This window comes from Dyella sp., from assembly GCF_036568765.1.
Taxonomy (GTDB): Bacteria; Pseudomonadota; Gammaproteobacteria; order Xanthomonadales; family Rhodanobacteraceae; genus GSA-30.
Genome location: NZ_DATCRY010000119.1, coordinates 17225 through 30832 on the forward strand (window position 1 = coordinate 17225; position 13608 = coordinate 30832).

The following is a 13608-nucleotide window of genomic DNA, read 5'->3' on the forward strand; positions in this document are numbered from 1 at the left end:
CGCAAATCATAGCGCCGCGATGCCGGCAAACATGTCGACGGTTTGCATAAATCGATGCTGGCTACGGCGATTTGCTCTGCTTCAGGCAGGCGGCAGGCCAGGCTGCTACAATAGCCGATACGCTCTCGCACGCCCCCGCGCGTGCCATTTTTGAGGTTCCCATGTCCTCCCCGTCTTCCGATTCCGCACCGGCTGCCGCCGGATTTGCCGCGCTTGGGTTGCACCCTGAGCTTTTGCGCGCCCTGGCCGACGTCGGTTATGAATCGCCCTCGCCGATTCAGGCCGCCACTATCCCGCCGCTGCTGGAGGGGCGCGACGTGCTCGGCCAGGCCCAGACCGGCACCGGCAAGACCGCCGCCTTCGCGTTGCCGATCCTCTCGCGCATCGATATGAAGCCGGGCAAGCCGCAGGCGCTCGTGCTGGCGCCAACGCGTGAATTGGCCATCCAGGTGGCCGAAGCCTTTCAGCGTTACGCGGCCCATATCCCCGGTTTCCAGGTGTTGCCGATCTACGGCGGCCAGAGCTATGGCCCGCAGTTGCACGCGCTCAAGCGCGGCGTGCATATCGTGGTCGGCACCCCTGGCCGTGTGATCGATCATCTCGAGCGCGGCTCGCTGGATCTCTCCGAGTTGCGTTTCGTCGTACTCGACGAGGCCGACGAAATGCTGCGCATGGGCTTTATCGACGATGTCGAGAAAGTCATGCAGGCCACGCCGCCCGCACGCCAGGTCGCACTGTTCTCGGCCACGATGCCCGCACCGATCCGCAAGATCGCGCAACAGCACCTGAAGGACCCGGTCGAGGTCACCATCAAGGCTGCGACCACCACCGCCGCCAACATCCGCCAGCGTTACTGGTTCGTCAGCGGCGTGCACAAGCTCGATGCGATGACGCGCATCCTGGAAGCCGAGCCGTTCGATGCGATGATTATCTTCGCGCGCACCAAACAGGCCACCGAGGAACTCGCCGAAAAGCTGCAGGCGCGCGGCCTGGCTGCCGCGGCGATCAATGGCGACATTGCCCAACCGCAGCGCGAACGGGTGATCCAGCAATTGAAGGACGGCAAGCTGGATATTCTCGTAGCGACCGACGTGGCCGCACGCGGCCTGGACGTGGAGCGCATCAGCCATGTCATGAACTACGACATTCCCTACGACACCGAAAGCTATGTGCATCGCATCGGCCGCACCGGTCGTGCGGGCCGCAGCGGTGAGGCGATCCTGTTCGTCACCCCGCGCGAAAAAGGCATGCTGCGGGCGATCGAGCGCGCCACGCGCCAACCGATCGAAGAAATGAAGCTGCCGACCGTCGAGGCGGTCAACGACCAGCGCATCAGCCGTTTCAAGCAGCGCATCACCGATACGCTGGCCATTGGCGAGCTGGGGTTGTTCCAGCAGTTGATCGAGCAGTACGAGCAGGAGCACAACGTTCCGGCGGTCGAGATCGCCGCCGCGTTGGCGCGTATCGCCCAGGGCGATCAGCCGCTGCTGCTGACACCCCCGCCCAAGCGCGAGGCCCCGGTACGCGACTACGCCGAACGTGGGGAACGTAGCGAACGCCGCCCGCGGCAAGAAAATCAGGAACGGCCACGCCGCGAGCCGACACGCGAGTTCGGCACCCGACCGCTCCGCGCGCACGTGACCGAGCAGGGCATGAAGACCTACCGCGTCGAAGTCGGCCACGAACACGGCGTCAAGCCAGGCAACATCATTGGCGCCATTGCCAACGAGGCTGGCCTGGAGAGCAAGTTCATCGGTCGCCTGAGTATTCGTGGCGAATTCAGTCTGGTCGATCTGCCCGACGGCATGCCGGCGGAGGTCTTCCAGCACCTGAAGAAGGTGTGGGTCAGCCAGCAGCAGTTGCGCATCCGCGAGTGGGACGGACAGGACGACAGCAGCGGCAGCGAGGCCCCGGCGCCACGCAAGGGCGGATTCCGCCCTGGCGGCGGTTTCAAGGGCAAACCGCGCCCGCAAGGCGGGACCGGCCATAAGCCGCCGCGCCGCCCGAAATAACGATCGTTCCGGTGCGGGGACGATCCGTTCCCGCTCCGATGTCTGGAAACTCGGGGGCAAGACCCTATGCTTGCTCCCATGACGCTTCTGCCCAGCCTCTACATTTCGCACGGCTCACCGATGACCGCTCTGCACCCCGGGCGCAGCGGCGAGCGATTGGCCGCTTTGGCGGGCCAGCTGCCGCGGCCGCAAGCGATCGTTGTGGCCAGCGCGCATTTCCTCGCACGTCGACCGATCGTCGGCGGTGCCGCTATGCCCGCGACGGTGCACGATTTCGGTGGCTTTCCGCCTGAACTTTACGCCTTACGCTATCCCGCTCCGGGCGCGCCGGCCTACGCCGAACGGATAGCGCAGTTACTTGGCGACGCCGGCCTGCCCGCACTGATCGATCCCGAGCACGGCCTCGATCACGGTGTCTGGTCGCCATTGAGCCTGCTTTACCCAAAGGCGGATATTCCGGTGGTGCCGCTATCGATCCAGCCCGAGCTGGGGCCGGCGCACCAGTATGCGGTAGGCCAGGCCCTCGCTGGCCTCGGCGAGCAAGGCGTGTTGTTGATCGGATCGGGCAGCATCACGCACAACCTGCATGATTTCCGCGCCGGCTATAGCCAGGAGCGCGAGGCGCCTTATGTGCGCCCCTTTATCCAATGGATCGAACAACGGCTGGCTGCCCACGATATCGACGCCCTGCTCGACTACCGTCGCCAGGCGCCTCACGCCGAGCGTGCACATCCGACCGACGAACATCTGTTGCCGCTGTTCTTCGCGTTGGGCGCCGCCGGCACCGAGCCGCTCTCGCAGCGTATCGATGCCGGCGTCGACCTGGGTTTCCTGGCCATGGATATCTACCGCTTCGACCGCCCGAACTGATGGCCCGAACCGACCGCCTGGTCTAATGCACGACGATCGTGCCGACCATATGCGGATGGATGGAACAGTAATACGCATAGATACCCGGCTTGGTGAACGTCACCGCGTAGCTATCGTCGGTGTCCAGCGCCTGCGATGAGGTGAACTGATTGCCGGCACTGGTGACGACGTGCGGCTCTTCATCCCGATTGGTCCAGACCACGCGCGTACCCACGGGAACGGTCAACTCCTTCGGCGAGAACGCGAACTGGCTGATCGCCACGGTCGCGCCGGCTGGCTTATCCGCGTGCGGTTTCTCCGCCGCCACGGACATCCACGACACCAAGGCACCCGCAGCAAGCGCAGCCACTAGTAGCAAGCGCTTCATGTGAGCACCTCCTCGGTGACTGCCAGCGCGCCTTTGCCGCGAACGTGCCGCACATCGCGTACACCGAGATAATCGTGAAGCTTGCCGGGCGGTACGTTCTTCATCGGCCCGGGCCCGTCGCCCACACCCGGTGCCGGCTGCGGATACGCCGTCGAGCGAGCGGTGTAGAACGTGACCGTGCCTTCCACCTTTTGCTGGATCTGATGGATGTGGCCGTTGAGCACGCTGACGGAGCCGAAGCGCTTCAGGTAGGACACCGCTTCAGCCGCATCGTCCGTGCCCCAGCCCCATGACGGATATAACGACCATAGCGGCATGTGCGCGAAGACCACGAGAGGCGTCTCGGCCGACAGCGAGGCCAGATCGCGCTTGAGCCAGGCCAACTGCTCAGCGCCCAGCGCACCGAGGCCGCCGGCCCTCAGATTGAGCACATTGATCAGACCGACAAAATGCACGCCGCGATGGTCGAAGCTGTACCAGCCGCCGGCTTGCTGTCGTTCGCCGAAACGACGGAAAAATTCGGCGCCGTCGTCGCCGATCACGTCATGCTCGCCGGGCACGTAGAAGGTCTTGCCGACGCCTCCCTCCTGCATCAAACCGGCCAGTGTGTCGAACTCGTCCGGCCGCGACAGATGCGTGAGGTCGCCGGTGTGCAGCAGAAAATCCGGACGCTGTTTCTGCGCACGAATCTGATGCAGACAGGCACGCAGCGTTCCTGCCACGTCCATATTGGGCTCCTTGTGGAAGCCGATATGCGAATCGCTGATCTGCACGAAGCTGAAGCTGGCATCGGCACCATCGGCTTCGCCCAGCGGACGTGCCTGCAGCACGCCGCCTTTCATCAGCCATACGGTGCCTGCTCCGGCCCAGGCCATGCATTTGAGGAAATGCCGCCGGCTGGCGGTGTCGTCGTGGTTGTCGTTCATCGTGACACTCCGTGGGAACACGCTGCCGAACGGCCAGCGCGGGACGCCCCTTGCCGGACCTCCAGTCGCCTTTACCGACCGGCCAGCCGATGTATTCCCGTCTGCGCACCGAGGGAATAAAGTCGTCGCGCTACCGGTACAGCCACTTATGACCACCGACCTCGCCAGTGCCATCGACGCTTCGGACGCCGCTACCCGCGCACGTTTCGAAGCCGCGATGCTGCCATGGCTGGACGCGGCCTATAACCTCGCCCGTTGGCTTACGCGGGACGATACGGACGCACAGGACCTGGTACAGGAGGCCATGCTGCGTGCTCTGCGCTACTTCGGCAGTTTCCGCGGTGGCGATGCACGCGTCTGGTTGCTGGCCATCGTGCGCAACACGTTCTTCAGCCAGCACGCGCGACAAGCCAGCGATCCGCTGCACGATAGCGTCGACGAAGACAGCCTTGCGCTGACGGATGAGCGTCCATCGCCGGAAACACTGGCCTTGCTGGCCGTAGATGTCGGTTCGCTGCAAAACGCCTTGCATCGTTTGCCGCATGCCTTGCGCGAAGTGCTGGTGCTGCGCGAACTCGAAGAATGCTCGTACAAGGAAATCGCCGCCGTGACCGGACAGAAAATCGGTACCGTCATGTCGCGTCTTGCACGCGCCCGCGAACGACTGAAAGCCGAACTCATCCACCATCCGCAGGGGCATCGCCCACGGGAGGCACGCCAGCATGATCTGTGACGATGCCCGCCTGCTTCTGCATGCCTATCTGGACGACGAACTGGACGCGGCCCAGAGCGCCGCCATGCAGCGCCACCTGCAAACCTGCAGTCCCTGCGCCGCGAGCTACGGCGATTACCAGCGGCTACGCAAGGCGCTGGCCCAGCCGGGCCTGTATCGCACCGCTCCGGCTTCGTTGCGCCAGCCATGGACCTCCGACAAGGTCGCGCCTGCCCGTACGCGCTCTTTTGCACGCGCTTGGCCGGCGGCGGCTGGGTTCGTCATCGCCGGCCTGCTGGGCGGCGCACTCTGGCTGGGATCCGGACGACAGGATGCGGGGAGCCTGGCCAACGAGGCAATCTCGGCGCACCTGCGCTCGCTGCAACTGACGCATCTGATGGATGTGGTCTCGACCGACCAGCACACCGTCAAGCCGTGGTTCGAAGGCAAACTCGATTTTTCACCGCGGGTGAAGGAACTGGCCGGCGAAGGGTTCCCGCTGGCGGGCGGGCGGCTCGATGCCATCGACGGCCATAGCGTGGCCGCGCTGATCTACCGGCGACGCTTGCATGTCATCAACCTGTACCAGTGGCCGACCACCGCCATCGACACAACCCCGCATGTGACCGAACGCAACGGCTATACCGTGATCGATTGGAACAACGGCGGCATGCGTTTCCTGGCGGTATCGGACGTCAACGGCGGCGAACTCAGGCAGTTCGTGCTGGCGTTCCAGAACAGCGAGAATCTGCGTTAGATCCAGTCCTCGGGTTGCAGTAATGGCAACCCATGGGCCTCGCGCGCCTTGTCGCACTGACGGCTAACCTCGCCGAACTCCCACGACGGCGCCACCTCGCGACATACCGACGGCCGTTGCGGATAGATACCGCATAGCGCGGCCACGCCCACTTCGCCACGCAGCGCCGTGCAGTGCGGCTGCGATGCGCTGGTGCCGCGCATCGCCAAGCGATGCGGGTCGAGTTTTTCGGTCAATTCGGGGGGCACGACGCCGCCGAGCGACGGCTCCGCTTCGGACCAGTGAAAAGCCACACGGAAAAACGCGCAGCACGCGCCACAGCGCAGACACGGATGTTCCATAGGATGTGCGCGTCAGACCGGCCCACTGAACGTATTGCAAGCGCGCACGTCACCGCTTTTGAAGCCGGCGGTAAACCATTTCACGCGCTGGGCCGAGGTGCCATGAGTAAACGAATCGGGCACCACACGACCCTGCGCCTGGCGTTGCAGGTTGTCGTCGCCGATCTGGCTGGCCGCGTTGAGCGCGGACTCCACATCGCCCTCTTGCAGCCATTGCAGACGCTGTTGCGTACGATTGGCCCAGACGCCGGCAAAACAATCGGCCTGCAATTCCTGCCGCACCGACAGGCCATCGGCGCCTTCCATGCGCATGCCACGACGGCGTGCCTGATCGACCTGATCGAACACCCCGATCAGGTTTTGCACGTGGTGTCCCACCTCATGAGCGATGACATACGCGCGCGCGAAATCGCCGACCGTATGGAAACGGGTTTCCAGTTCCTGGAAAAACGACAAGTCCAGGTAAACCTTGCGGTCGCCTGGGCAATAGAACGGCCCCACCGCGCTGGAAGCCGTGCCGCAGGCGGTATTCACCGAACCTTGAAACAGGTCCAGCTTGGGATCGGTATACGTCTGGCCATGCTCGGCGAACATGTCGCCCCAAGTCTTCTCGGTCGAGCCGAGAATCTTGCTGACGAACTCCTTCTCCTGGGGATCCGGCGCGAACGATTGGCCGCTATGGGGCGCACTGGCGGGCATGCCGCCGCCGGATTGGCTCAGCAGCGCAGTCGGATCCTTGAAAAACACCAAGCCCAGTATCGCCAGGATCACGATACCGCCTAGGCCCAAACCACGCCCGCCGCCGAAACGCGGACCGCCACCGCCGCCGCTGTCGACCTCGACATTCTGGCTGCGCTCACCCTTCTGCCAATCCATACACACCTCTGCTGGTATGCGCCCCCATGTGCGGTGCTGACGATAGCGCCAGCACGGAGGCGCGCCAAGCGGAATCTTGCATCGCATAGGCTCCCCGGTTTGCTTAGGGAGGCTCCGACCCGCGTTCCTTGAGCAGGGCCGCGAGTTTGGCGCGGGCTCGCGTGACACGCCCCTCGACCCCCTTGGGTGTCGTTTGCAACGCTTCGGCCGCCTCCGCCTGAGACAGACCGACTATGGCAGTCAGCACCAGAGCCTCACGCATGTCCCGATCCAGGCGCTGCAGTACTACCCTGACCTCTGCAAGCTCAGCGAGGGTTTCTGCCCGTTGCTCCGGTGAGGGTGCGCGATCGCGCAGCGAAGCGGCTTCCGCCTTATCGAGACCGAAGGCGCCGAAAAGGAAGTCTCTTACTTTCCGGAATCGATACAGATCCCGCATTTTGTTGAGTGCAATGCGAAACAACCAGGCACGAAAGGGACGCGTCGGATCGTAATCGGCCAGATGCCGCCACGCGGTCAGGCAAGTCTCCTGCACGACATCGTCGACATCGGTTTCCGGAATACCGAAACTGCGGGCGGCTTGGGCCAGCCCGGCTTCATGGCGGCGGACCAATTCGCCAAAGGCTCGCGTGTCGCCTTGTATCGCCAGGCGAGCAAGGGCGGCATCGTCAGCCGGAGCCCTCACCGAGAACTCCGTCGAAGCGCCTCCACCAGCTCATGATCGTAGGCGGCCCGATGCTCCGGCTTCAGGCCGGCGCGCATCTCAAACAGATGCACCAGGGTCGCCCGCTGCAAATCGGCGGCGGCTCGCTCGACTTCCCGCGTAGCGGCCTCCACCTCTGGCGACCAGCTCGGATCCTTGACGATGGCATCGGCCAGCTTGCCGTTGGCAGCCCGAAGGCGGTCCTCTATCGCCGCACGCTGGGCAAGGAAAGCAGTCTCGTCGGCATCCAGCCGCTGCTGCTCCTGGGAGTCCAGCGGTACCGCATCGTGAAGCATGGTGTGCAGATCCGATGGATGATGCCCAGGACGATGCCAGACCCACATTGCGCCGCCGGCAAGCAAGGCGCCGACCAGGCATCCGACCAGTACGGACACTCCCCACTGCGCGGTACGGCCGATCATTGACCCACCAGCAGTACATAGGGCGAACTGGACGATGGCGCCGCCACCCAGGCCGGCGATAAGGGTTCGTCGCCCCACATGGATCTGGCGATCCAGCCGCTCACTACAAAGCTCACCAGGGTAACCATGGCCACACAGGCCACCGTGCGCCGTGCCTCCCGCCGGGCTCGATGGGAGGCCGGCGAGCGCTCCCCTGCCAACCGGTTCGCGAGGGCGCGATGAGAATCTTCAGCCGCCCGCTGAGTGACCCGGCTTGCTCGCGCAAGCCACACGTCGACATCGTTCATGGCTTATCTCCTTCGGACTATGACTTTACTACGGCGCATGGCCAGTGCATCCCTCGAGGGAAGCCCCCTTCGGGCCACGTATGAGTCATAGGGGGAATCGACATGACATCGGCAGTTCCAGGGCTGGCACGTGCAGCGAGGGACATCCGCGGTGGCCTGTTCGCCTTCGCCCGCTTTCCGCATCTCGAGCGAAGCCGCCACCGGAGGACACTGCGATGGGAAAAGAACGATCGACGCCTGTCTGGCAAGGCACACCGAGCCGTATCCCCTGGATTCGCGCCTGGCAGGAGGCGCGCTATGCCCGGCGCTTCTTCGAACACACCGCCCTGACTCACCACATCTATCGCGGCGTCTACCCGACGTTCGACGAGGCGCAAGCCAGCATTCCCGTCGAACGCACCAGTGGTTACGACAACAATGTCTCTGCAGAACTGTACCGGGAACGCACGCGCCGCATATTCATCAACGACTATCCGATGATCTATTGGCTGGGGCGGATTTTCAGCGAAGGTGCGCGTGCCGTCTTCGATATCGGCGGCCACATCGGCATCGCCTATTACGCTTACCAGCGTCACCTTCATTATCCCGATGGCCTGCGCTGGACAGTGCAGGACGTGCCGGCCGTGAATGCCGCAGGGGAGCAGTGGGCGCACGAACACGATAAGCAACGGCGTCTCTCTTTTGCGCCGGATGTCAGCCAGGCATCGGGAAGCGAGGTCCTCTTCGCTGCCGGTTCGCTTCAATATCTGAGCTATACGCTGGCCGAAGCACTCCAATCGCTGCAGCGGCGACCGCGATACTTATTGCTCAACTCGGTCCCGGTACATCCACGGATGTCATATTTCACTGTGCAGAACATGGGCGTGACGTGCTGCCCTTATCGAGTGACATCCGAGCGCCATTTCCTGGATGCCTTGATTGACCTGGGCTACGTACTTCAGGATCGCTGGGAAAATCCGCAACGGCATTGCACCGTGCCGTTCCATCCGGAGCTATCGCTGGATCGATACTTTGGATTCGCGTTCCGCGCGGCTTGAGCCGGACGTGCCCCTCGAACCCGGGCCGGGAGTCATCCTCGGCCCAGCCTCTTTGTCCACTCTGTCACGCTACCATTAGGCACGGGGACTCCCGTGGTGCCTTCATGCGCCTGCTCGCGCGTCGAAAAGATCGAACGGGATATTCATCGAAAATCGTTACAAGCCTTTCCATCCGATCTGCAAAGCCAACCAAGAGACTTCCATGCTCCAGCACCTTCCCGCCCTGGTTACTCTGTTAAATGTCCTGCTGCAGTTCGCTACCCTCTGGATAGTCGGCAAGGCGCGCACACGTTACGGCGTTCATGCACCGGCGATCAGCGGACATCCCGGTTTCGAACGCGCCTGGCGCGTGCAGATGAACACACTCGAAGCCAGCGTGATGTTCCTGCCGGTGCTCTGGCTGGCGACGTACTACGGCTTTCCGATATGGGCTGGCATCGCCGGCCTGGTCTGGCTGCTCGGTCGGGTGTGGTACATCGTGACCTACATGAAAGATCCCTCCGCGCGCGGGCCTTCCTTCGGGCTGGCACTCATAGGTTGGGCGGCGCTGGTCGTGCTGTCAGGCTACGGGATCGTGCGAGCGATGCTGATCGGATAAACGACGAAGCAAGGAGATAGTGGAGAGAAGTGAGAGGTAAGAGAAAGCGGGGATCTGGATTTCCTCGGTCCTCTCCGACCACCTCTCTCCTCATCCCTCCTTATGCAGGCGCAAGCGCTCGATGCGCGCACCGTCCATCGCAATGACTTCAAAACGCAGGCCGTCGTTCTCAAAGCGGTCGCCTGTCGCCGGTAAACGGCCAAGCTGGCGCAAGACATAGCCGGCCAGGGTCGAGAAACTGTCGTCACTGGCTAGCCGCACGCCAAGCAAGTGCTCGACACGACGCAGCTCCAGGCTGGCATCGACCAGCCATGCACCTTCCGCGTCCTGGACCGCTACCGAATCGCCGCTGTCGCCATCGTGAAATTCACCCGCTATCGCCTCCAGCACGTCGGTCGGCGTCACCAGTCCGAGCACACTGCCGTACTCGTCCACCACCAGAGCGACTTGCAGGGGCGAGCGACGGAATGCGTCGATCAAGCGCAGGACGCTCAACGAATCGAGCACGGTCAGCGGCTTGCGCACAATGCCGGTATCCAGGCTATCGCGCTCGAACAGACTGGTAAGCAGGTCGCGCGAGGACGCTACGCCAATGAGTTCGTCCAGGTCGTCATGGGCGATCGGCAACCAGTCATGGCTACTGGCAAGCACTTGGGCACGCAAGGACTCGGCGCTTTCGCGCGGATCGATCCAGCGAATCTCCGGGCGCGGCGTCATGATCGAGCGCACCGGACGGTGAGCCAGATCCAGCACGCCCTGCACCATCGCCAACTCGTCCTTGCCAAATACCGGCGCGGGCGTTTCCGGTGACGCTGCATGATCCTTGGGCGATTCGTGATCGTCCTCGCTGCGCCCCCCGAGCAGCCGAAGCACCGCCTGCGACGTCCGCTCGCGCAAATTGCGTGCACTGCTGAACAAGCTGCGCCGCCGATTGCGTCGCATCGTCTGGTTGAACGCCTCGATCATGATCGAGAAACCGATCGCGGCGTACAGGTAGCCCTTCGGGATATGGAATCCCAGGCCTTCCGCTACCAGGCTGAAGCCGATCATCAACAAGAACGAAAGACACAGGATCACCACGGTCGGCCGCGCGTTGACGAATGCGGTCAACGGCTTGCTCGCGCTGAGCATCAGGATCATCGCTATCACTACCGCGATCATCATGACCGACAGATGATCGACCATGCCAACCGCAGTAATGACCGAGTCGAGCGAAAATACCGCATCGAGCACGACGATCTGAACGACCACCAGCCAGAACTTCGCATGCGCACGCTGGCTTTCGCCGTGCTCGTCGGATGCCTCCAGACGCTCATGCAACTCGAGCGTGGCCTTGAACAACAGGAAAATGCCGCCGAGCAATAGAATGATGTCACGCCAGGACAGCGAGAACGCATTCCACGTAAAAATCGGGGTCGTCAGCCTGACTAGCCAGGACATCGCCCCCAGCAACGCCAGGCGCATGAACAAGGCCATGGACAGACCGAGCACGCGAGCACGATCGCGCTGCGAGGCATGCAGCTTGTCGGCAAGAATCGCAATAAAGACCAGATTGTCGATGCCGAGCACGATCTCCAGCACCACCAGGGTGAGAAGTCCTGCCCAGGCCGTGGGGTCGGCCAACCAATCGAAAGTAAACATGAGCCGGCGCAGCGCGCCCTGGGTCCTCCGTAAGGTGGGTCCGGCATCGACGGCGGACACTATACGATGAACCCTGTCGCCGGTACTGCTGACAAAGCGGCAGACAGCAGGCAGGATCGAACACGTCCCGCTATTTTGAAGGTACAGAACCCGCCCATGGATACGGACATCGCGCTCGATACCCGCACGCAGGGTCAACGGCCAGTACGCGAAACGACTGCCCCTGGGGGTTGGCCGGCCGTGGGGATGATCGTGCTGTATTTCCTTCTGCAGGCATTGTTCGCGACGCTTTTTGCCTCGGCCGCCAGTTTGGCTGTCCTGCTAGGCGGCAGTACGGATCGCGCAAACCTGGGGCCGGCTATCAAGATTCTGCTGGGCAGACCGGACATCGGCGCGCTCCTGGTCGCGGTCGCACTTTGCGGCGCCGCGGCAACGATGTTGTGGTTGGTCCGCTTGCGGTGGCCGACGTTGTGGCCTTTGGCGCAGCCGCCGGGTTTCGGCTGGTCCGCGCCGTCGAGCGGCGTATTTTATGTCTACGCCATAGCGGCTGGCGTCGTGTTGCCGGTACTTGGCGGGTATCTGACCCACTTTCTCGCCCAGGGCCACCCGGTGCCCCAGGACATCAAACTACTGAGCGCTCGCGCGCCGCAGGCCTATAAAGCGCTACTGGCTATGCTCGCCATTATCGTCGCGCCGCTCGTCGAGGAAGTGCTTTTCCGTGGCGTGCTGCTCTCGGCGTGGCTGCGACGCCTGCCGGTCGCCTGGGCAGTCGCGGCCACAGCCACGCTGTTCGCCCTGGTCCATCTGCCCGACCTGAAATACCTCTGGTATGGCCTGCCCAACCTGGCCATGCTCGGTGCGGCGTTCGCCTGGTTGCGTTTGAGATCGGGCTCGCTATGGCCTGCCGTGGTCGCGCACGGTATGAACAACCTGGTATCCCTGTTGGGAGTGTTCTTCGCCGCGCACGGCGTATGACATTCAGGCAGGCAACGCGAAACGTCGCAACAAGCGCGCGGTCTCGAACAACGGCAAGCCCATCACGCCGGAGTAGCTGCCTTCAAGGTGCTCGATCAGGCTCCCGCCGCGTCCCTGGATCGCATAGGCGCCGGCCTTGCCGAACGGCTCACCGGTAGCCACATACGCATCGATCTGCGCGACGGATAAGTCGCCGAAGCGTACGCGTGACACGCAGGTTTCGCAGTACTCTCCTTGCCCGCTCACTGCCCACAGCACCGAAATGACCTGGTGCGTGCGACCGGAGAGCCGGCGCAGCATGGCCTTGGCATCGTCGGCATCGGCAGGTTTGCCGAACACGGCATCGTCCAAGACCACTTCCGTATCGGCACCCAGCACGATCGCCCCGTCGATGTTCAGCACCTTGTGACCGGCGCGCGCCTTGGCGTTTGCGACACGGCTGACATAATCGCGTGGATCCTCGCCGGCTTCACGCTGTTCGGGCACCTCGACGTCAACGACGAGAAAGGGCAAGCCGAGCTGCTCCAGCAACTGACGGCGACGCGGCGACTGCGAGGCGAGATAGAGCATGTAACGATCCGGTGTGACGTCAATCCAGGCGCAGAGTGTATTCGCGAAAGTGCTCGTCGCGCCGCCAACCGGCCGATTCGTACAGCGCCTGCGCCGCAAGGTTGTCGTGAGCCGTCGACAGCGAAAGGCTGGCCGCGCCAGCAGCGCGCGCACTGTCGGCTGCCGCACGCAACAGAGCCGCGGCTACGCCACCGCGCCGGGCCGAGGCGTCGACAAACAAATCGTTGAGTATGAACGTGCGCACCGTGCGTACCGAAGAGAACATCGGATAAAGCTGGGTAAATCCGAGGCATTGTTCGCCTCCCAGCGCGATCAGCACGATCGATTCGCCACCGGCGAACCGATCGGCCAGGAACGCGCGGGCGCGTGGCAAATCCGCCGGCTGGCCGTAGAACTGCCGATACGCATCGAACAAAGGAACGATGCTTTCGAGATCCTCGAGACCGGCCTGACGGACATGTAATGACATGGAGCGACCCTGGAAGCGGTACGGATGCACTCGCATATCAACAGTTCG

At 63.3% G+C, this 13608-nt stretch carries 17 protein-coding genes; 7 read left to right on the plus strand and 10 right to left on the minus strand.

What is annotated here, in order from left to right; genetic code table 11:
* Nucleotides 1-161: 161 nt before the first annotated feature.
* Together VIM98_RS08400 and VIM98_RS08405 are read left to right on the plus strand one after the other, a co-directional pair.
* A complete protein-coding gene (locus VIM98_RS08400) occupies nucleotides 162-2012 on the plus strand; it encodes a DEAD/DEAH box helicase (RefSeq protein WP_331992642.1) in 1851 nt (616 codons plus the stop codon).
* A 78-nt stretch (nucleotides 2013-2090) separates the two neighbouring features.
* Nucleotides 2091-2882: a class III extradiol ring-cleavage dioxygenase gene (locus tag VIM98_RS08405; protein WP_331992643.1), complete on the plus strand. Its 792-nt coding sequence runs from the start codon at nucleotides 2091-2093 to the stop codon at nucleotides 2880-2882.
* A 22-nt stretch (nucleotides 2883-2904) separates the two neighbouring features.
* Here VIM98_RS08405 and VIM98_RS08410 read toward each other — a convergent pair whose 3' ends face one another.
* Nucleotides 2905-3249 carry a cupredoxin family copper-binding protein gene (locus tag VIM98_RS08410; RefSeq protein ID WP_331992644.1) on the minus strand — a complete coding sequence of 115 codons (345 nt, stop codon included), beginning with the start codon at nucleotides 3247-3249 and terminating at the stop codon, nucleotides 2905-2907.
* Entirely contained in the window at nucleotides 3246-4175 is a 930-nt protein-coding gene (locus VIM98_RS08415) for a metallophosphoesterase family protein (RefSeq protein WP_331992645.1), read from the minus strand. The genes VIM98_RS08410 and VIM98_RS08415 overlap by 4 nt, the downstream gene beginning before the upstream one ends.
* A gap of 148 nt (nucleotides 4176-4323) precedes the next feature.
* Between VIM98_RS08415 and VIM98_RS08420 the strand changes: the two genes are divergently transcribed.
* Entirely contained in the window at nucleotides 4324-4908 is a 585-nt protein-coding gene (locus tag VIM98_RS08420; protein ID WP_331992646.1) for a sigma-70 family RNA polymerase sigma factor, read from the plus strand.
* The gene (locus tag VIM98_RS08425) at nucleotides 4898-5644 is read left to right on the plus strand and encodes an anti-sigma factor (protein WP_331992647.1); all 747 of its coding nucleotides are present in this window, start codon (nucleotides 4898-4900) and stop codon (nucleotides 5642-5644) included. The genes VIM98_RS08420 and VIM98_RS08425 overlap by 11 nt, the downstream gene beginning before the upstream one ends.
* Here the strand turns inward: VIM98_RS08425 and VIM98_RS08430 are convergent.
* The 5 genes from VIM98_RS08430 to VIM98_RS08450 form a co-directional block, all read right to left on the minus strand.
* Nucleotides 5641-5985 carry a YkgJ family cysteine cluster protein gene (locus tag VIM98_RS08430; protein WP_331992648.1) on the minus strand — a complete coding sequence of 115 codons (345 nt, stop codon included), beginning with the start codon at nucleotides 5983-5985 and terminating at the stop codon, nucleotides 5641-5643. The genes VIM98_RS08425 and VIM98_RS08430 overlap by 4 nt on opposite strands.
* A gap of 12 nt (nucleotides 5986-5997) precedes the next feature.
* Complete coding sequence (gene ypfJ, locus VIM98_RS08435; protein ID WP_331992649.1) at nucleotides 5998-6861, minus strand: KPN_02809 family neutral zinc metallopeptidase; 864 nt, start codon at nucleotides 6859-6861, stop codon at nucleotides 5998-6000.
* A gap of 103 nt (nucleotides 6862-6964) precedes the next feature.
* Nucleotides 6965-7543, minus strand: coding sequence for a sigma-70 family RNA polymerase sigma factor (locus VIM98_RS08440; RefSeq protein WP_331992650.1), 579 nt, complete (start codon nucleotides 7541-7543; stop codon nucleotides 6965-6967).
* Entirely contained in the window at nucleotides 7540-7983 is a 444-nt protein-coding gene (locus VIM98_RS08445; protein WP_331992651.1) for a periplasmic heavy metal sensor, read from the minus strand. Before VIM98_RS08445 ends, VIM98_RS08440 begins: the two co-directional genes overlap by 4 nt.
* On the minus strand, nucleotides 7980-8270 hold the full coding sequence (locus VIM98_RS08450; RefSeq protein WP_331992652.1) for a CnrY/NccY family anti-sigma factor: 291 nt from the start codon (nucleotides 8268-8270) through the stop codon (nucleotides 7980-7982). Before VIM98_RS08450 ends, VIM98_RS08445 begins: the two co-directional genes overlap by 4 nt.
* A 215-nt stretch (nucleotides 8271-8485) precedes the next feature.
* Here VIM98_RS08450 and VIM98_RS08455 point away from each other — a divergent pair, with 215 nt between their 5' ends.
* Both VIM98_RS08455 and VIM98_RS08460 read left to right on the plus strand, forming a co-directional pair.
* Nucleotides 8486-9307: a TIGR04325 family methyltransferase gene (locus tag VIM98_RS08455; protein WP_331992653.1), complete on the plus strand. Its 822-nt coding sequence runs from the start codon at nucleotides 8486-8488 to the stop codon at nucleotides 9305-9307.
* Between the two features lie 202 nt (nucleotides 9308-9509).
* Nucleotides 9510-9905, plus strand: coding sequence for an MAPEG family protein (locus VIM98_RS08460; RefSeq protein WP_331992654.1), 396 nt, complete (start codon nucleotides 9510-9512; stop codon nucleotides 9903-9905).
* A gap of 90 nt (nucleotides 9906-9995) precedes the next feature.
* Here VIM98_RS08460 and VIM98_RS08465 read toward each other — a convergent pair whose 3' ends face one another.
* Nucleotides 9996-11546 (minus strand): TerC family protein, encoded by a 1551-nt coding sequence (locus VIM98_RS08465; RefSeq protein WP_331992655.1) that lies wholly within the window; start codon nucleotides 11544-11546, stop codon nucleotides 9996-9998.
* 156 nt (nucleotides 11547-11702) lie between these two features.
* Between VIM98_RS08465 and VIM98_RS08470 the strand changes: the two genes are divergently transcribed.
* Nucleotides 11703-12521, plus strand: coding sequence for a type II CAAX endopeptidase family protein (locus tag VIM98_RS08470; protein ID WP_331992656.1), 819 nt, complete (start codon nucleotides 11703-11705; stop codon nucleotides 12519-12521).
* A 3-nt stretch (nucleotides 12522-12524) separates the two neighbouring features.
* Here the strand turns inward: VIM98_RS08470 and VIM98_RS08475 are convergent, their stop codons facing one another.
* The gene (locus tag VIM98_RS08475) at nucleotides 12525-13091 is read right to left on the minus strand and encodes a Maf family protein (RefSeq protein ID WP_331992657.1); all 567 of its coding nucleotides are present in this window, start codon (nucleotides 13089-13091) and stop codon (nucleotides 12525-12527) included.
* 19 nt (nucleotides 13092-13110) lie between these two features.
* Nucleotides 13111-13560, minus strand: coding sequence for a GNAT family N-acetyltransferase (locus VIM98_RS08480; protein ID WP_331992658.1), 450 nt, complete (start codon nucleotides 13558-13560; stop codon nucleotides 13111-13113).
* Between the last annotated feature and the right edge of the window lie 48 nt (nucleotides 13561-13608).

Bases quoted from the DNA above. Each gene is read 5' to 3' on its own strand.
- VIM98_RS08400 (WP_331992642.1), top strand. From the start codon at position 162: ATGTCCTCCCCGTCTTCCGATTCCGCACCGGCTGCCGCCGGATTTGCC.
- VIM98_RS08405 (WP_331992643.1), top strand. From the start codon at position 2,091: ATGACGCTTCTGCCCAGCCTCTACATTTCGCACGGCTCACCGATGACC.
- VIM98_RS08410 (WP_331992644.1), bottom strand. From the start codon at position 3,249: ATGAAGCGCTTGCTACTAGTGGCTGCGCTTGCTGCGGGTGCCTTGGTG.
- VIM98_RS08415 (WP_331992645.1), bottom strand. From the start codon at position 4,175: ATGAACGACAACCACGACGACACCGCCAGCCGGCGGCATTTCCTCAAA.
- VIM98_RS08420 (WP_331992646.1), top strand. From the start codon at position 4,324: ATGACCACCGACCTCGCCAGTGCCATCGACGCTTCGGACGCCGCTACC.
- VIM98_RS08425 (WP_331992647.1), top strand. From the start codon at position 4,898: ATGATCTGTGACGATGCCCGCCTGCTTCTGCATGCCTATCTGGACGAC.
- VIM98_RS08430 (WP_331992648.1), bottom strand. From the start codon at position 5,985: ATGGAACATCCGTGTCTGCGCTGTGGCGCGTGCTGCGCGTTTTTCCGT.
- ypfJ (WP_331992649.1), bottom strand. From the start codon at position 6,861: ATGGATTGGCAGAAGGGTGAGCGCAGCCAGAATGTCGAGGTCGACAGC.
- VIM98_RS08445 (WP_331992651.1), bottom strand. From the start codon at position 7,983: ATGATCGGCCGTACCGCGCAGTGGGGAGTGTCCGTACTGGTCGGATGC.
- VIM98_RS08450 (WP_331992652.1), bottom strand. From the start codon at position 8,270: ATGAACGATGTCGACGTGTGGCTTGCGCGAGCAAGCCGGGTCACTCAG.
- VIM98_RS08455 (WP_331992653.1), top strand. From the start codon at position 8,486: ATGGGAAAAGAACGATCGACGCCTGTCTGGCAAGGCACACCGAGCCGT.
- VIM98_RS08460 (WP_331992654.1), top strand. From the start codon at position 9,510: ATGCTCCAGCACCTTCCCGCCCTGGTTACTCTGTTAAATGTCCTGCTG.
- VIM98_RS08465 (WP_331992655.1), bottom strand. From the start codon at position 11,546: ATGTTTACTTTCGATTGGTTGGCCGACCCCACGGCCTGGGCAGGACTT.
- VIM98_RS08470 (WP_331992656.1), top strand. From the start codon at position 11,703: ATGGATACGGACATCGCGCTCGATACCCGCACGCAGGGTCAACGGCCA.
- VIM98_RS08475 (WP_331992657.1), bottom strand. From the start codon at position 13,091: ATGCTCTATCTCGCCTCGCAGTCGCCGCGTCGCCGTCAGTTGCTGGAG.
- VIM98_RS08480 (WP_331992658.1), bottom strand. From the start codon at position 13,560: ATGTCATTACATGTCCGTCAGGCCGGTCTCGAGGATCTCGAAAGCATC.